Here is a 13,495-nt window from a genome sequence, read left to right as displayed (position 1 = left end):
ATCAGTATACGAAACGACAGTAAAAATCATACGGTGTGGCCAGTGTTGACCCGCCCAGCCGGAGTTCCGTCCGGCCCGTCACTCGAAGTAGTCCCGGTCCTCGAGCTCGCGATACGCGAAGACGTATTCGACGAGGCAGCCGAAATAGGGATACCGGTTGGCGTAGGCGCGCGTCCATCTCAACGGTTCAGTCTCTCCGAACCCTTCCAGTAGCGACACGATCTTCGACGTGTGTCGGTCGAGCGCTTCGACAACCTCGTCGCCCTCCGGCTCGTCGGTCGTACCCGAGTCCGTATCGGGGGTATCAGATTCCCACGCCGTCTGGACCTGGACCAAGGAGTCGATCGAGTCGTGGTACTCGCGGTAATCCCGGACGATCGGTTCGACGGCTCCGAGAAGGTCCGACTCGCCGTCGAACCCAGTGTCCTCGACTGCGAGGTCGCCGTTCGCTACTGCGTTCGTGAGATCGGTCGTGACACGCTCGACAGTCACGTCGTCCGGCCGGTCCACGTCTTCGAACGATACCCCGGAGTCGTCCGAGGGCCCGAGGCCACCGCGGATCCTATCAGCGATGTCGAATGGCACGCGTCAAACATCCGCATCCACACACTTTGTTTTTTTTTTGAGCTACAGTCCCGGGCCGTCAGTCTGCACGTGACGGGTCGTTGCCAGCACCCGACACCCATTACTCCCGGGCGACCCAGCGGCCGGTATGGACGCCACCGACGCCCAGACGGCCTGCTTCGAGGCGGGCATCAAGTTCGGGTCGCTGTACCACCAGTTCGCCGGCACGCCGGTCAGCCCGGCGAGCGCCGACAGCCTCGCCCGCGCGATGGAGGAGGCCATCGAGAACCAGCCGTACTGCGAGTCGGTCACCGTCGACGTGCTGGTCGACGACCTGGCGGCCGAGCTGGCCGACTCGACCGCCGAGTACACGGAGCTGACCGGCCGGTTCGTCGAGGTCGAGATGACGATCGACTACGAGGGGACCGAGGTCCGGACGCGGATGGATATGCAGGACGGTTACCCGCTCATGCGCGTCGTCGACGTGGCTCCCGATTCCTGACCGTCGGTGGTACCGGGCCGGGGTGTCGGGGACCGGCGAGGCGCCGAACCGACCACGAGAGATATGTGACTGGGCGGACAACCGGTCCGGTATGTCCCTCGCCGCCCTGAACGATATCGAGGACGCCATCAAGGCGACCAAGCGGTTCCTCACGCCGGTCGACCGCGTGCGGTGGTTCCGGCTCGCGGTGGTGATGTTCTTCGTCGGCGGCGCCGGCCTCTCCTTCCCAGGCGCGCCGACCACGAACTTCGGCGGCGACGCCGACGCCCCCGAACCGGGCCCCGGCGCGCCCGACATCGCGCCCGAGTTGACGCCCGAGCTGATCGCGCTGATCGTCGGGATCGCCGTCCTCGGGGTCGTCGCCTTCCTGCTGTACTCGGTGGTCGGCGCGACGATGGAGTTCGCGTTCGTCGCCGCGCTGCGCGACGAGGAGGTGCGGCTGCGCCGGTCGGTCCGGCGGTACTGGCGGCGCGGCCTCCGGCTGTTCGGCTTCCGGCTGACCGTGTGGGTCGTGGCGATCGCGACGGCCGCGGCGACACTGCTCGGTGTCGGCGCGTCGATGGGCGGGTGGCCGCCGACCGCCTGGAACGACGGGACGATCCTGACCGTCGTGATCCTCGCGATCCCGGTGCTGGGCGTCGGCGCCCTGATCCTCGGGATACTGCTCGGGTTCACGACCGTCTTCGTCGTCCCGGTGATGCTCGCGGAGGACCGGGGCGTCCTCTCGGCGTGGCGGCGCTTCGGGGGGACGCTGACCGACGAGCCCCTGGAGTTTCTCGCCTACCTCCTCCTCTCCGTTCTGCTCGGGATCGGCGTCTCGATGGCCGTGGGGTTCCTGCTCGTCCTGTTGCTGATCGCGCTCGCTATCCCGTTCCTGGTCGTCGGCGCGCCGCTCGGGTTCGCCCTCGCGATGGCCGGCGGCGGGACCGCCGCCGCGGCGGTGGTCCTGGTGCTCGTGCTCCTGTACGGCCTGCTCGTGTTCGTCGGTGCGCTGCTGATCCAGGTGCCCTTCCAGACGTTCCTGCGCTACTACGCCCTGTTCGTCCTCGGCGACGTCGAACCCGCGTTCGACGTGGTCCCCGACGCCCGCGCGGCCGTCCGGACGGACGGCGGCGACAGCGACGACAACGATACCGGGAACGGGACCGCCGACGCTCCGGCCGACGACGACCCGGGCGGCTCGGGACCCGGTGACGACGGCGGAACCGACGGCGACGACTGGAACGTCGACCGCGGAGACAGCGACGGCGACGACCGGCGGTGAGTCCGCCCGTCTGGCCGGGATCGATACCGGCGGACCGTAACTGATCGGGCGGACCGGCGGTATCGCTCCGGTCGACGCCGCTACGGTCGAGTTTCACTTTCGGTTCCAGGCGTGTTTTTAAACGGGACGGGGCCGAAGGGGGAGACATGAGTCAAGCGACCTTCGACGACGACGACCTGTTCGAGGACGCGGCCAGCGAGATGCGCGAGGACGTGGAGGCGAGCCTCTCGGAGGCCCGCGCGGCGCTGCCGGAGGCCGACGCGATCTGGGAGGTCGACGCCGACAACACGCTGGGCGTGCTGAACGCGCTCCGGTCGGCGCTGGACGTGGAGGACGCCGAGGACCACCTCGTCGACGCCAAGAAGTGGTACACGATGGGCGAGCGCGCCGACGCCTTCGAGGACGCCGACGACCTCGCCGAGGAGATCGAGGCCGTCGAGGACCTGGTCGACGACGTGACCGCGGCCCACGAGGAGGTCAGCGAGCTGGCGAGTACGGTCCCGCAGCTCCGCAGCGCCCTGGAGGAGTTCGAGGCCGACGAGGCGGACGCCGACGACGAGACCGAGGAGGAAGCGGACGCCGAGGCCGACGCGGACGCCGAGGAAGCCGAGGCCTGAGGCGAGTCCGGTCCGGGCCGCCGGTCAGCGCCGGTCGGGCCGCGACAGGTCCCGCCTCGCGACCGCGTCCAGCAGCGTCGCCAGTCGCTCGGCCGCCCGCTCGCGCAGCCACTCCCCGAGCGCCCCGGTCCCGTCGCGGGGGTCGCCCACCGTTCCGTTCTCCGAGAACTCCGCCGAGTCGTAGGCGAGGTTGGTGCCGCTCACCCACTCGCCCCAGCCGTCGGCGGCGCCCGCCGCGGCGTCGTCGAGCCGGTCGTCGCGCACGAGGTCGGAGTCGATCGCGCGCACGAGCGCGGTTTCGACGGGGCCGCCGTGGCCCATCCCGATCGCGTCGAGATCGACCGGCGGCGCCGCGGGGTCGCCGGTCCAGTCGCGGTCGAGGTCGACGGCGTCGAACCAGGTGAAGGGGACGGCGTAGGCGTCGTCGTGGCGGCTGACCCGACCGCAGACCTCCCGCAGGGGGCCGACGTTGCCGCCGTGGCCGTTGACGACGACGACGCGGTCCCAGCCGTGGTGGGCGAGACTGTCGACCGTCTCGCGGACGTAGTCGCGGAAGGTGTCCTCGCTCACCCACAGCGTCCCGGCGAAGTCGCGGTGTTCCTCGGCGACGCCGACCGGGACCGCGGGGGCGACGACGACCTCGCCGTCGTACGCCTCGACGCCGGCCTCGGCGACGGCCTCGGCGGTCAGCGCGTCCGTCCCGAGCGGGGCGTGGGGGCCGTGCTGTTCGGTGCTGCCGACCGGCAGGACGGCCAGGTCCGTCTCGACGGCGTCGGCCTCGGGCCAGGTCGATGCCGAGAGGTGCATACCGGCCGCTCGCGGCGGCGACGGTTAAGCGATACGGCCGCGCCGGACGAGCGCGGTCGGCACAGGTCACTTCGGAGCCGGCGACCGCGAGCGCGGCGAGGGCGCTCAGCGCTCGCCGTCGACTGCGGGTCCCGGCCGGCCCCACGCTTTTGAGACGAGCGGCCCCATCCCCGGGTATGACGGACCTGACGGCGTTCGTCGACGGGATCGTCCACGAGCCGACCCAGACCGAGGGACGCGGCCTCGACCTGACGGTCACGGAGGTCTACGAGGTCGCCGAGCCCGGTCGGGTGGACTTCGGCGGGGGCGAACTGGAGGCCGCCGAAGTGGAACCCCACGACCGCCAGTTCCGGAACGAGGACGACGACTACCAGTGGTGGCACCTCGACGCCGGACAGTACCTGGTCGCGTACAACGAGTCGCTGGCACTTCCCGACGACTCGGTCGCCCGGGTGCAGACGCGCGACGCCGTGGCCGCCCGCGGCGCCTTCCACCCGACGCTGGAACTGTCGGAACTCGGTCGGGTGCCGCTGTCGGTCGGCGGCGCGGGGCTCCGCCTGAAGGAGAACGCCCGCGTCTCGACGGTGGTGGGCGTCCAGCGGGCGTGAGCCGGCGCCGCTACTCCCGCTCCATCTGTTCGGCGATCCGCTGGACGCCGTCGGCGATGGCCTCGACGGCGGCGGCGACCCGCCACAGCAGGTACGCGCCGACGAGAAGCACGCCCGGCAGCAGTCCCAGGAGGAGCGCCCTTTGGATGAGCAGGGCGTAGGCGATGACGAGGACGTAGGCGGCGCCGAACGCCGCGAGCAGCTCGCGCGGGAGCGTCGGCGGGGACCAGCCGGACATGGAGGGTCGTTCGGAACGACCTGTCAAGGTATTTTCGTCCGCCTCGCCGCCGTGGACCACCGCGTTTCATCCCGGAGACGCCCGCAGGCCCAACCGGACGCCGATGGCCACGGTCAGATCCGCTCGCCGCGACGAACTGGAGGAACTGCTCGAACTCTACCGGCAGCTCAACCCCGACGACCCCGAACTCGCGCCCGAGGCGGTGGCCGACCTGTGGGACGGGATGGTCGACGACGGGACGCTCGACGTCGTGGTCGTCGAGCACGAGGGTCGGCTCGTCGCCACCTGCCTGCTGTCGGTGACGAGGAACCTGACGAGGGGCGCTCGACCGTTCGCGCTGGTCGAGAACGTCGTGACCCGCGAGGGCTACCGGGGCGAGGGATTCGGAACGCGGTGCGTCGAGGCCGCGGTCGAGCGGGCGCGCGAGCGCGACTGCTACAAGGTGATGCTCCTGACGGGGTCGGACGAGGCGTGGAAACACGACTTCTACGAGTCCTGCGGGTTCGACCGCGAGGCCAAGACCGGGTTCACGCTGGACCTGAAGGAGGGGTGTGGCGACTGACGCGCCCGGTCCGTTCGAGGGCGTCGCCGACCGGGACGTTCCGAGGAGGCGTTCCGACGGGCTTTTGAACGCGCGCCGAGTTCGACCGGGTATGGCAGATTTCACGGTCGCCGTCTCCGACCCGGAGGACGGCCACACCTACCAGGTCGACGTGGACGGACAGGACGCGAACCGCTTCATCGGCCGCGAGATCGGTGAGGAGGTCGACGGGGGAAGCGTCGGCCTCTCCGGGTTCACCCTGGAGATCACCGGCGGCTCCGACGAGACCGGCCGCCCGATGCGCGACGACGTGCGCGGCACCGAACTCAAGCAGATCATGCTCGAAGGCGGCACGGGCTACGACCCGGAGCGCGACGGCGAGCGCAAGCGGGTCACCGTCCGCGGCCGCGAGGTCGGCGAGGCGACCCGCCAGATCAACGCCCAGATCACCGAACGCGGCGGCGACGACCCCGCCGACCTGCTCGGCGACGAGGAGTAAGCCCCCGACCTCCGGTCGAGGCGTTCGCGGAGCCTCTTTCTCTGCCGGCCCCTGGGACGCGTTGACTCGACTCACGGAACCGTTCTCGCCAGCGGGCGCTCCGCGCGGCGGTCGGCGACGAAACCTAAGTGTCGGTGGCCGGTACCGCCGCGTGGGATGCCACAGCTCAGCATCGAGGTCAGCGAGGCGGAACTGGAACGGCTCACCGAGATCAAGGACGAACAGGAGCTGACCTGGCGCGAACTGCTCCTCCGGGGTAGCGACGTCCCGGACCTCTCCTGAGGAGGAACGGGAAGCGTCACACAACGGCGTCGACGGCGGCGAAGGCACCGTAGCTGACGCCCAGCGCCAGCACCAGCGAGCCGACCCAGGCGGCGACGGTCTTGAGCATCTTCTCCTTGCTGACGGCGCTGTTGCCGGCGGCGTAGCCGCTGCCGACGATGGCGGAGACGATGATCTCGTTGAACGAGACGGGGATGCCGAAGAAGACGGCGGTCTGGGCGATGGCGAACGAGGGGATGAGCGCCGCGATCGACCGCCGTGGACCGAGCGAGGAGTAGTCCTGCGAGATGGCCTTGATCATCCGCGGCGCGCCGGTCCAGGAGCCGACCAGGAGGCCGAGGCCGCCGCCGACGAGGACGGCGACGATGGGGAGGTCGAACGGGTCGAGCAGGGGGACCAGCGGCCCGATCGCGAGGCCGACCTGGCTCCCGCCCGCGGAGAAGGCGACGAGGCCGCCCAGCACGAGCAGGAAGTGCCGCTGCCCGCGCTCGCTGTCCTCGCGCACGTCCCACCAGAGGGCGAAGGCGGTACAGACGGCGACCAGCAGCGAGACGGCCGCGCGGACGACGAGCGGGGACGCGCCGATGGCGCCGACCGCCGAGGAGACGAGGGAGGCCTGCTCGCCGGGCGGGCCGAGGAAGACGAACTCGACGTTGGCGAGGATGACCCCGACGAGGCCGGCCAGCGCTGGGACCGCCAGCCGTTCGGGGACGCCGTCGCTCCTGAGCAGGCGGGCGGTGCCGTAGGCGATGCCGCCGCCCACGAACGGGACGGCGAGCCACAGCGCGGCGATCTGGCGGTACTTGGCCCACGCGGGGTCGCCCCCCAGCGCGAGTCCGACCCCGACGACCGCGCCGGTGACGGTGAACGCGGTCGCGATCGGGTAGCCCGCGAAGACGCCGACCGCGACCAGCGTCGCGGCGGTCAGCAGGCCGACCACGGCGGCCGTCGGCGAGAGCGTGACGCCGCGGATCAGTTCCTGCCCGACCGCCTCGGTGACGTTGGCCCCCTGCAGGACCGCCCCCGCGAGCCCGAGGATCCCGACGATGAAGCCGGCCCGCATCACCGAGATCGCGTTGGCCCCGACGGCGGGGGCGAAGGGGGTCGACCCCGACGACCCGGCGCCGATCGCCCACGCCATGAACAGACTCGCCAGGGCCGCGACAACCAGTATCGCCAGCGATGCCATCTGGCCACGGCTACCGGTCGTCGCCTTAATAGCTTGCCGACTGCGGCGGATTCGGCGGACGGGCGCGCCGGTCGGGAGACCGCCGGCCCCCGCTCAGGTCGTCTCGGCGTCAGCCTCGCTATCGGGGTCGGGCGCCTCGACGCCCTCGGCGGCCTCGGCCGCCTCGGTGACCTTCTCGGTGTCGACGTGCCAGCGGTCGACCGTCGACTCGTAGTCGGCGAGCTTGTTCGACACCTTGATCTTCAGGTCGTCGTCGTTGACGTTGATCTCGAAGACGTACTCCGGTCGGTCGTCCCCCGACACCCGCTGGAGGTTCGCGCTGATCAGCTCGTTGTCGAAGTAGTAGGGCGCGATCTGGGTCATCACGTTGCGGTAGACGGCGTCCTCGACCTTCCGGACGGCCTTTCGGCCGGCGGAGTCGGCCGCCCGCGCCACGTAGTCCAGCGACTCGCCCCACTTGTCGACCGCCGCGTCGGTGTCCTCGTCTTCGAGGTTCTCGTAGGACTCGGTGAGCTTCTCGCCGGCGGTCTGCAGGTCCTCGTCGGGGTCCTTGCCGGCCTTCTCGCCCTCGCCCTCCTTGACGCTGGCCTGGTCCGCCGTCTTGGCGTTGACGTCCTCGTCGAGCCGTTCGTGGCTCTTGGGTCGCCACTCGTCGAACTCGTCGAGAGCGGCCAGCGACACGCCGTCCTCGCCGTCCTCCCGCAGGTCCTTCAGCGCGCGGACGATGCGCTCGCCGTGTTCGACCGCGTCGACCCACCCGCCGCGGGTCTTGAAGCCGGAGACGCTCTCCTCCATTATCGCCCGTAGGTGAGCCGCGTGGCGAGTTCGTCGATCCGTCGCTTCGCCCGACCCAGCAGGACCTGCGGTTTCGCGACGCGTCGCATCTCGTCCTCGGGGACCTCGATGCGGGCGTCGCCGAAAAGGTCGCGGTCGCTCCCGTCGCCCTCGCTCGCCGCGTCGACGACGCTGGTCATGCTGCAGCGACCGCACGCTTCGGTGTCTTTCGGAGCCATCGATTCGGCCGACTCTTCGCACTCGCCGCGGTTAAAGGTTGCCAGCCATCTTTTTCGACCGGGGGTTTCCTCGCGCGCCGGGGGCGCGCTGCGGGGAACCCCCGGTCGAAAAACATGGGTGAAAAACCGGACGACTCGGTCGCGTCGCTCCCTCGCGTCCGGCGAACCGGCGCTCCGCGCCGGATGCTAGCTACAGACGAGGGCTGTTGCGTTGCGGTCGGCGCGCGCTGTCGCGCGTTTTATCGCGTGACAGTAGCCGCGCGAGGTCTTCGTGAACGTGTGAGCGAAGGCTCGTCAGCGCTTGCTCTGACGGTGGATTCGCGACTCGTGTGTCGCGAATCGGCTGGGGAGGGCCGTGGTCGTCTGCGGAGCTGTGCGGTGGCGTGCTGTTGCGGTGCCGTGCTGTGCTGTTCCTGGCGGACTGAAAGGGCGAGGCGCGCTCGCGTCCAGTTTAGTCGTCTGAGCGGGCGACTATCCGCGCGGGCCGTGCGGAGAGCGCGGATATCCCGCTCAGCGACCGCGAGCGCGCCGAGGGCTTTCATCGCTTGCTGTCCCCTGCAGTAGAGACTCCAGGTAGCGAGCGCGCCGAGGGCTTTCAGCGCTCACCGTCGAGTGTGGTCGCTGTCGCGCCCAGTCCTTCCACACCAGAACAACCAGAAACCACTACTCGACGAGCCATACGAACACACCGCCAGAATCCGTCGACGCGGTCGCCGCCAGTCACTCCCGGACGTACAGCGACCCGAGGAGGGCGGCGACGCCGGCGAGCCGGATGAGTTCCTCGGCGAGGAACGCCCACCAGAGCGTCGCCGCCGTCAGTGGCCGGTCGCCGCCGACGGGGCCGGTCAGCGGCGTGCCGTTCAGCAGCGCACCGACAGCCGTCTCGAACGCCGGCGGCGCGACCAGCACGAGGAACAGCCCGACCGCCAGCAGGGCCATCGGGCGGCTGTCGTGCTGGCGGTAGGCGACGGCGGCCTTGCCGATGACGACGAGCGTCCCGACGACGACCAGCCCCTGGATCAGCGACGTGGCCATCGCGAGCGTGCCGGCGCTCGTCACCGCAGATCACTCCAGAGGGCGTGCAGCCGCGCGGCGGTCTCGTCGCGGTCGCGGTGGCTCACCGCGAGTTCGAACCCCTCGTCGGTCAGTTCGAGCCCCAGCCGTTCGAGGCGGGCGCGATACTCGGCGTAGTGGTTGCCCCGGTCGTCGGTGCGGGTGGCCTCCGAGAGGAACCCGGCGGCTGTCAGGTCGTCGATGCGGTCGTAGACGGTGGAGGGCGCGGCGTCGAGCGCCTCCGCGAGCGCGTCGGCTGTCATTGGTTCGCTCCGTGTGGCGATGAGGATCGCCCGGGCGTACTCGTCGCCCAGCAGCGCGAGCGTCTCCTCCGGCGGCGGCGCATCGCTCACACCCGCCCCTTTCCCGTCCGATGTTATAAGCCCCCGTCGCAGTTCACGAACCGCGAAACGCGTGGGCGAAAATTGTGCCGCCGGCCCCGGACGCTCAGGCGAACAGCTCGCGCGCCGCGTCCAGCGCCTCGACCAGCTTGTCGACCTCCTCCTCCGTGTTGTGAGACCACCTTTTTCTCCTCGGTGTCCTCGCTCGCTACGCTCGCTGCGGGCACCACTCCTCGAAAAAGATGGGGCAAAAAGACGCGGCTCGCTCACTCCGTTCGCTCGCCGCGAGGAACCGGCGCCGGGGGCGCCGGACGTTCAGGCGAACAGCTCGCGCGCCGCGTCCAGCGCCTCGACCAGCTTGTCGACCTCCTCCTCCGTGTTGTAGATGTAGAAGCTCGCGCGCGTCGAAGAAGATATGCCGAGCTTGTCGTGCAGCGGCTGGGTGCAGTGGTCGCCGGCCCGCACCGCGACGGCGTAGTCGTTCAGGATCTCCGAGGCGTCGTGGGCGTGGACGCCGTCGAGGTTGAACGAGACCAGCGCCGCGCGGTCGTCGCCCGGCGGGCCGAGAATATCGATGTCCTCGAACTCCGAGAGCCGGTCGTGGGCGTACTCGGCCAGCGCCTCGCCGTGTCGTTGCACGTTCTCCATGCCGATGTCGTCGAGGTAGTCGCAGGCCTCCGCGAGCGCGATGCCCTGGGAGATGGGGGGCGTCCCGGCCTCGAACTTCCAGGGGAGCTCGTGCCACGTCGAGTCCTCGAAGGTGACCTTCTCGATCATCATCCCGCCGTAGAGGTACGGCTGCATCTCCTCCAGGAGGTGCTCCTTGCCGTAGAGGACGCCGATGCCCGTGGGACCGCACATCTTGTGGCCGGAGAAGGCGAAGAAGTCGGCGTCCATGGCCTTCACGTCGACCGGCATGTGCGGGACCGACTGCGCGCCGTCGACGAAACACAGCGCGTCGTGGTCGTGGGCCACGTCGGCGATCTCCGAGACCGGATTCACGGTGCCCAGTGTGTTCGAGACGTGGACGACGCTGACCATCTCCGTGTCGTCGGTGACCAGTTCGCGGAGGTGGTCCATGTCGAGGTAGCCCTCGTCGTCGACGCGGGCGTACTTGACGGTCGCGCCGGTCTTCTTGGCGATCTGCTGCCACGTCACGAGGGCGGCGTGATGCTCCATCTCGGTCATCACGACCTCGTCGCCCGGGCCGAGTTCCGCCAGGCCCCACGCGTAGGCGACGGTGTTCATCGCCTCGGTGGTGTTCTTCCCGAAGACGACCTCCTCGCGGCCGTCGGCGCCGACGAACTCGGCGACGCGGTCGTGGGCCTCCTCGTAGGCGATGGAGGCCTCCTGGCTCAGCTGGTGGAGCCCGCGGTGGACGTTGGCGTTGGTGTGGCGGTAGTAGCGGGCGATGGCGTCGACGACCTGGTCGGGCGTCTGGCTGGTCGCCGCGTTGTCGAGATACGCCAGCTGCTCCCCCGCGAACTCCCGGTCGAGGATCGGAAAGTCCTCGCGGATGCGCTCGACGTCGAGCGACTCCGGTTCTGACACTCCCATTGCTCGGAGACAGGTGCTCGACGGGCAACATTCCTTCGGTTTCCCGAAAACTCAGTTCGCGCTCGGCGAACACCTCGGACGACCGCCGGTTTCAGACCCACCGGCGGACCGGCAGGACGCCCCTGAGCGTCGTGACGAAGACGACGAGACCGACCAGGAGCACGGTGAGGCCGACCCCGAACTCCGCGGTGGACGTCGCGCCGACGACCGCCGTCGCTCCCGAGACGAGGAAGACGAACCCGATCCCGAGCAACAGGAGCGTGCCCACGACGCCGAGGACCGCGTCCTCGACGGCGTCGTGGACGATCTCGTAGAGCCGCTCCTCGTCGATTTCGGCGGCCGAGCCGCCGTCTGAAACTACCGGACCGGACCCGGCGTCGGGGTCCGCGGGGTCGCCGCGCTCGCTGTCACGATCGGTCATACTCCTGTCGACTCACTGCGAGGTCAGAAACGTTCCGGTCGGCCGGGGCGACCCGGCCGGGCCGCGCTCACATCCAGAGTAGTTGCGCGTGGCGCGTGCCGTCGAGTTCGAGGACGTTCTCCTCGTCGACGAAGCCGTGTTCGACGGCGAGGGCGACGCTCTCCTCGCCGACGAGGTTGGCGGTCGTACACCGCCGGAGGCTGTCGACGACCTCCTCCTCGGAGGCCTCCTCGCCGTCGTAGAAGCCGGGTTCGACGGTCAGCGAGACCGAGCCGTTCTCGTAGGTCTCGCCCAGGTCCTCGGGGTCGCAGACCGAGACGAGCAGCCCCTCGTCGGTGTCGCGCTCGTTGAGCAGCATCTACTCCAGCATCTCCGCCTCGGCGTCCTGGCGGAGTTCGTCGGCCTCCTCGGCCAGTTCCTCGGCGCGCTCGTCCTCGCCGAGCTCCTCCAGCGCGCGGGCCTTCTCCTCCAGGATCTCGGCGTTGCGAAAGCCCAGTCGGATGGCGTTGTCGAAGGCGTTGCGGGCGTCCTCGGCGAGGCCCCGCTCCAGCAGGAAGAAGCCGCGGTTGTACCAGCCCTCGCCGAAGCGGGGGTCGATCTCGACGGCGCGCTCGGCGTGTTCCAGCGCCTGCTCGGTGCGGCCCGACTCCCACAGCGCGTAGGCGAGGTTCGTCTCGGCGGTGGCGGCGTGCTCGGAGTCGTCGTCGATGGACAGCGCCTCGCGGTAGGCGCCGATGGCGGCGTCCCACTCCTCCAGTTCGGCGTGGGCGACGCCCTTGTTGGTCCAGGCCTCCTGTTCGACCCGCTCGTCGTCGGCGAAGCGGGCGGCCCGCTCGAGCGCGTCGGTGGCCTGCTCGTAGCGGTTGATGCCGAGGTAGCTCAGGCCCACGTCCAGCAGCTCCGCCGCGTCGACCTCCTCGGCGGCGAGGTTGCGGTCGTCGAGCAGGTCCGCGACCGCCCGCGAGTCGACGGGGTCGACCTTGTCCGTGTCGACCTGTAGCTCGGGCGGGTCGATGTCGAACCCCTCGTAGGGGTCGTCGAAGCCCTGCCCGGAGGAGAACTCGTGGTCGTCCCGGTCGTCAGTCATACCCCGGGGTACGCGAGCCGAGCGGTTAAGGGCTACGTCACCGAGCCGTCAGCCGCCCGCGTCCGACCGAACTGCGGATCCCTCCTCGTGCCCGTCGTCGCGTCCGTCGCTATCGGTCTCGTCGCCGTCGTCCGCGTCGGCGTCGGTTCCGTCCCCCTCCTGCCCGTCGTCGGCCCCGCCATCGCCGGATTCGGACGCGCTCCCCTCCAGGTCGGTCACGCTCGCGAAGAGGTAGAACCCGGCCGCGGTCGCCAGCAGCGCGCCCCAGTCGCTCGACCCGGGTGTGACGACCGCGAGGTGGACGCCGACTACGACCACGAGGAGGGCCGTACACCGGCGGATCGTCCGCTGGAGGGCGGCGATGTCCGCCGCGCTCGCCGCGTCGTCCATACGCGCCGACGCGACCCGCGGGCGACTAAATCTGACGGTCTCGACGGCGTGAACGCCGCCCGGTCACCGGCGTTCGCCGCCGCCGGTCGCGGCCGGCGGCCGGTCCCGGTGGTCGGTGTCGGCATCGCCGTCGTCCGCGTCGGCGTCCGGTCCGCCCTCGTCGCCGGGTCCGTCCTCGTCACCCGGGGGCGGGCCGCCGGCCGAGTCGAACGAGTCGCCGCTCTGAGGGAAGAAGCCGGCGAGGAGGCTCACGGCGAGGTAGCCGACGGCGAGGTACGCCAGGGGGTGGCCGAAGCCGGCGTTCGGGCCGTACCGGTGGGTGTTCGCGGCGATCAGCCCGAGGCCGACGACGACGACCGCGGTGCAACGGCGGAGGGTCAGCCGCAGGGCGGCGGAGTCGTCCATGCCCGCCGGTGACTCCCGCCCGCGGGCTAAGTGTGACGGTGCTCGGCTCCCTGCTCGGCGGCGTGGGTCCGGGCGCTGGACTGCGGACGGAACGCGCGACGACGAGGCGGGAACCGG

At 70.3% G+C, this 13,495-nt stretch carries 21 protein-coding genes; 7 read left to right on the top strand and 14 right to left on the bottom strand.

All coding sequences use genetic code 11. The features are described 5' to 3' along the window. Positions 1 to 78: 78 nt before the first annotated feature. Positions 79 to 585, bottom strand: coding sequence for a hypothetical protein (locus E3328_RS19860; RefSeq protein WP_135366367.1), 507 nt, complete (start codon positions 583 to 585; stop codon positions 79 to 81). Positions 586 to 712: 127 nt separating this feature from the next. Here E3328_RS19860 and E3328_RS19855 point away from each other — a divergent pair, with 127 nt between their 5' ends. From E3328_RS19855 to E3328_RS19845, 3 genes are all read left to right on the top strand, one after another. Beyond that, complete coding sequence (locus E3328_RS19855) at positions 713 to 1,066, top strand: dihydroneopterin aldolase family protein (protein WP_135366366.1); 354 nt, start codon at positions 713 to 715, stop codon at positions 1,064 to 1,066. Positions 1,067 to 1,157: 91 nt separating this feature from the next. Further along, complete coding sequence (locus tag E3328_RS19850) at positions 1,158 to 2,330, top strand: DUF7544 domain-containing protein (protein ID WP_135366365.1); 1,173 nt, start codon at positions 1,158 to 1,160, stop codon at positions 2,328 to 2,330. A 146-nt stretch (positions 2,331 to 2,476) separates the two neighbouring features. Continuing rightward, complete coding sequence (locus E3328_RS19845; protein ID WP_135366364.1) at positions 2,477 to 2,947, top strand: DUF5790 family protein; 471 nt, start codon at positions 2,477 to 2,479, stop codon at positions 2,945 to 2,947. Between the two features lie 24 nt (positions 2,948 to 2,971). Here E3328_RS19845 and E3328_RS19840 read toward each other — a convergent pair whose 3' ends face one another. Continuing rightward, on the bottom strand, positions 2,972 to 3,754 hold the full coding sequence (locus E3328_RS19840; protein WP_135366363.1) for a creatininase family protein: 783 nt from the start codon (positions 3,752 to 3,754) through the stop codon (positions 2,972 to 2,974). A 176-nt stretch (positions 3,755 to 3,930) separates the two neighbouring features. Between E3328_RS19840 and E3328_RS19835 the strand changes: the two genes are divergently transcribed. Then, entirely contained in the window at positions 3,931 to 4,362 is a 432-nt protein-coding gene (locus E3328_RS19835) for a dCTP deaminase/dUTPase family protein (protein ID WP_135366362.1), read from the top strand. Between the two features lie 10 nt (positions 4,363 to 4,372). On the opposite strand, the gene E3328_RS19830 is transcribed toward E3328_RS19835, so the two are convergent. Beyond that, positions 4,373 to 4,600 carry a DUF8066 domain-containing protein gene (locus E3328_RS19830; protein ID WP_135366361.1) on the bottom strand — a complete coding sequence of 76 codons (228 nt, stop codon included), beginning with the start codon at positions 4,598 to 4,600 and terminating at the stop codon, positions 4,373 to 4,375. A gap of 103 nt (positions 4,601 to 4,703) precedes the next feature. Between E3328_RS19830 and E3328_RS19825 the strand changes: the two genes are divergently transcribed. The 3 genes from E3328_RS19825 to E3328_RS22770 all read left to right on the top strand — a co-directional run bounded on the left by E3328_RS19825 (position 4,704) and on the right by E3328_RS22770 (position 5,922). Beyond that, positions 4,704 to 5,162, top strand: coding sequence for a GNAT family N-acetyltransferase (locus tag E3328_RS19825; protein ID WP_135366360.1), 459 nt, complete (start codon positions 4,704 to 4,706; stop codon positions 5,160 to 5,162). A gap of 91 nt (positions 5,163 to 5,253) precedes the next feature. Next, positions 5,254 to 5,640 carry a 30S ribosomal protein S6e gene (locus E3328_RS19820; protein ID WP_135366359.1) on the top strand — a complete coding sequence of 129 codons (387 nt, stop codon included), beginning with the start codon at positions 5,254 to 5,256 and terminating at the stop codon, positions 5,638 to 5,640. Positions 5,641 to 5,796: 156 nt separating this feature from the next. Then, positions 5,797 to 5,922 (top strand): hypothetical protein, encoded by a 126-nt coding sequence (locus tag E3328_RS22770; RefSeq protein WP_281275818.1) that lies wholly within the window; start codon positions 5,797 to 5,799, stop codon positions 5,920 to 5,922. A 16-nt stretch (positions 5,923 to 5,938) separates the two neighbouring features. Here E3328_RS22770 and E3328_RS19815 read toward each other — a convergent pair whose 3' ends face one another. From E3328_RS19815 to E3328_RS19765, 11 genes are all read right to left on the bottom strand, one after another. Continuing rightward, complete coding sequence (locus tag E3328_RS19815; RefSeq protein WP_135366358.1) at positions 5,939 to 7,111, bottom strand: inorganic phosphate transporter; 1,173 nt, start codon at positions 7,109 to 7,111, stop codon at positions 5,939 to 5,941. Positions 7,112 to 7,204: 93 nt separating this feature from the next. After that, positions 7,205 to 7,906: a DUF5828 family protein gene (locus E3328_RS19810; protein WP_135366357.1), complete on the bottom strand. Its 702-nt coding sequence runs from the start codon at positions 7,904 to 7,906 to the stop codon at positions 7,205 to 7,207. After that, on the bottom strand, positions 7,906 to 8,124 hold the full coding sequence (locus E3328_RS19805; RefSeq protein WP_135366356.1) for a DUF8007 family protein: 219 nt from the start codon (positions 8,122 to 8,124) through the stop codon (positions 7,906 to 7,908). The genes E3328_RS19810 and E3328_RS19805 overlap by 1 nt, the downstream gene beginning before the upstream one ends. A 720-nt stretch (positions 8,125 to 8,844) precedes the next feature. Then, positions 8,845 to 9,183 (bottom strand): hypothetical protein, encoded by a 339-nt coding sequence (locus E3328_RS19800; RefSeq protein WP_135366355.1) that lies wholly within the window; start codon positions 9,181 to 9,183, stop codon positions 8,845 to 8,847. Continuing rightward, positions 9,180 to 9,530, bottom strand: coding sequence for a helix-turn-helix domain-containing protein (locus E3328_RS19795; protein WP_135366354.1), 351 nt, complete (start codon positions 9,528 to 9,530; stop codon positions 9,180 to 9,182). Before E3328_RS19795 ends, E3328_RS19800 begins: the two co-directional genes overlap by 4 nt. A 303-nt stretch (positions 9,531 to 9,833) precedes the next feature. Next, on the bottom strand, positions 9,834 to 11,075 hold the full coding sequence (locus E3328_RS19790; RefSeq protein WP_135366353.1) for an aminotransferase class V-fold PLP-dependent enzyme: 1,242 nt from the start codon (positions 11,073 to 11,075) through the stop codon (positions 9,834 to 9,836). Between the two features lie 91 nt (positions 11,076 to 11,166). Next, positions 11,167 to 11,496, bottom strand: a complete 330-nt coding sequence (locus E3328_RS19785; RefSeq protein WP_135366352.1) for a hypothetical protein — start codon at positions 11,494 to 11,496, stop codon at positions 11,167 to 11,169. A 67-nt stretch (positions 11,497 to 11,563) separates the two neighbouring features. Beyond that, positions 11,564 to 11,854, bottom strand: a complete 291-nt coding sequence (locus tag E3328_RS19780; protein WP_135366351.1) for a DUF424 domain-containing protein — start codon at positions 11,852 to 11,854, stop codon at positions 11,564 to 11,566. Then, positions 11,855 to 12,583 (bottom strand): tetratricopeptide repeat protein, encoded by a 729-nt coding sequence (locus tag E3328_RS19775; RefSeq protein ID WP_135366350.1) that lies wholly within the window; start codon positions 12,581 to 12,583, stop codon positions 11,855 to 11,857. 48 nt (positions 12,584 to 12,631) lie between these two features. Then, positions 12,632 to 12,973, bottom strand: coding sequence for a hypothetical protein (locus E3328_RS19770; RefSeq protein WP_135366349.1), 342 nt, complete (start codon positions 12,971 to 12,973; stop codon positions 12,632 to 12,634). A 63-nt stretch (positions 12,974 to 13,036) separates the two neighbouring features. Next, positions 13,037 to 13,378 carry a hypothetical protein gene (locus tag E3328_RS19765; protein WP_135366348.1) on the bottom strand — a complete coding sequence of 114 codons (342 nt, stop codon included), beginning with the start codon at positions 13,376 to 13,378 and terminating at the stop codon, positions 13,037 to 13,039. Positions 13,379 to 13,495: the final 117 nt, after the last annotated feature.

This window comes from Halosimplex halophilum (assembly GCF_004698125.1).
Lineage (GTDB): Archaea > Halobacteriota > Halobacteria > Halobacteriales > Haloarculaceae > Halosimplex > Halosimplex halophilum.
The sequence above is the reverse complement of the archived record's forward strand: the minus strand, read 5'-3'. Positions and strand labels throughout refer to the sequence as shown.

Coding starts and splice junctions, on each gene's coding strand:
- E3328_RS19830 (WP_135366361.1), bottom strand. CDS start 4,600: ATGTCCGGCTGGTCCCCGCCGACGCTCCCGCGCGAGCTGCTCGCGGCG.
- E3328_RS19765 (WP_135366348.1), bottom strand. CDS start 13,378: ATGGACGACTCCGCCGCCCTGCGGCTGACCCTCCGCCGTTGCACCGCG.
- E3328_RS19775 (WP_135366350.1), bottom strand. CDS start 12,583: ATGACTGACGACCGGGACGACCACGAGTTCTCCTCCGGGCAGGGCTTC.
- E3328_RS19825 (WP_135366360.1), top strand. CDS start 4,704: ATGGCCACGGTCAGATCCGCTCGCCGCGACGAACTGGAGGAACTGCTC.
- E3328_RS19845 (WP_135366364.1), top strand. CDS start 2,477: ATGAGTCAAGCGACCTTCGACGACGACGACCTGTTCGAGGACGCGGCC.
- E3328_RS19815 (WP_135366358.1), bottom strand. CDS start 7,111: ATGGCATCGCTGGCGATACTGGTTGTCGCGGCCCTGGCGAGTCTGTTC.
- E3328_RS19810 (WP_135366357.1), bottom strand. CDS start 7,906: ATGGAGGAGAGCGTCTCCGGCTTCAAGACCCGCGGCGGGTGGGTCGAC.
- E3328_RS19790 (WP_135366353.1), bottom strand. CDS start 11,075: ATGGGAGTGTCAGAACCGGAGTCGCTCGACGTCGAGCGCATCCGCGAG.
- E3328_RS19835 (WP_135366362.1), top strand. CDS start 3,931: ATGACGGACCTGACGGCGTTCGTCGACGGGATCGTCCACGAGCCGACC.
- E3328_RS19770 (WP_135366349.1), bottom strand. CDS start 12,973: ATGGACGACGCGGCGAGCGCGGCGGACATCGCCGCCCTCCAGCGGACG.
- E3328_RS19840 (WP_135366363.1), bottom strand. CDS start 3,754: ATGCACCTCTCGGCATCGACCTGGCCCGAGGCCGACGCCGTCGAGACG.
- E3328_RS19855 (WP_135366366.1), top strand. CDS start 713: ATGGACGCCACCGACGCCCAGACGGCCTGCTTCGAGGCGGGCATCAAG.
- E3328_RS19780 (WP_135366351.1), bottom strand. CDS start 11,854: ATGCTGCTCAACGAGCGCGACACCGACGAGGGGCTGCTCGTCTCGGTC.
- E3328_RS19850 (WP_135366365.1), top strand. CDS start 1,158: ATGTCCCTCGCCGCCCTGAACGATATCGAGGACGCCATCAAGGCGACC.
- E3328_RS22770 (WP_281275818.1), top strand. CDS start 5,797: ATGCCACAGCTCAGCATCGAGGTCAGCGAGGCGGAACTGGAACGGCTC.
- E3328_RS19785 (WP_135366352.1), bottom strand. CDS start 11,496: ATGACCGATCGTGACAGCGAGCGCGGCGACCCCGCGGACCCCGACGCC.
- E3328_RS19820 (WP_135366359.1), top strand. CDS start 5,254: ATGGCAGATTTCACGGTCGCCGTCTCCGACCCGGAGGACGGCCACACC.
- E3328_RS19805 (WP_135366356.1), bottom strand. CDS start 8,124: ATGGCTCCGAAAGACACCGAAGCGTGCGGTCGCTGCAGCATGACCAGC.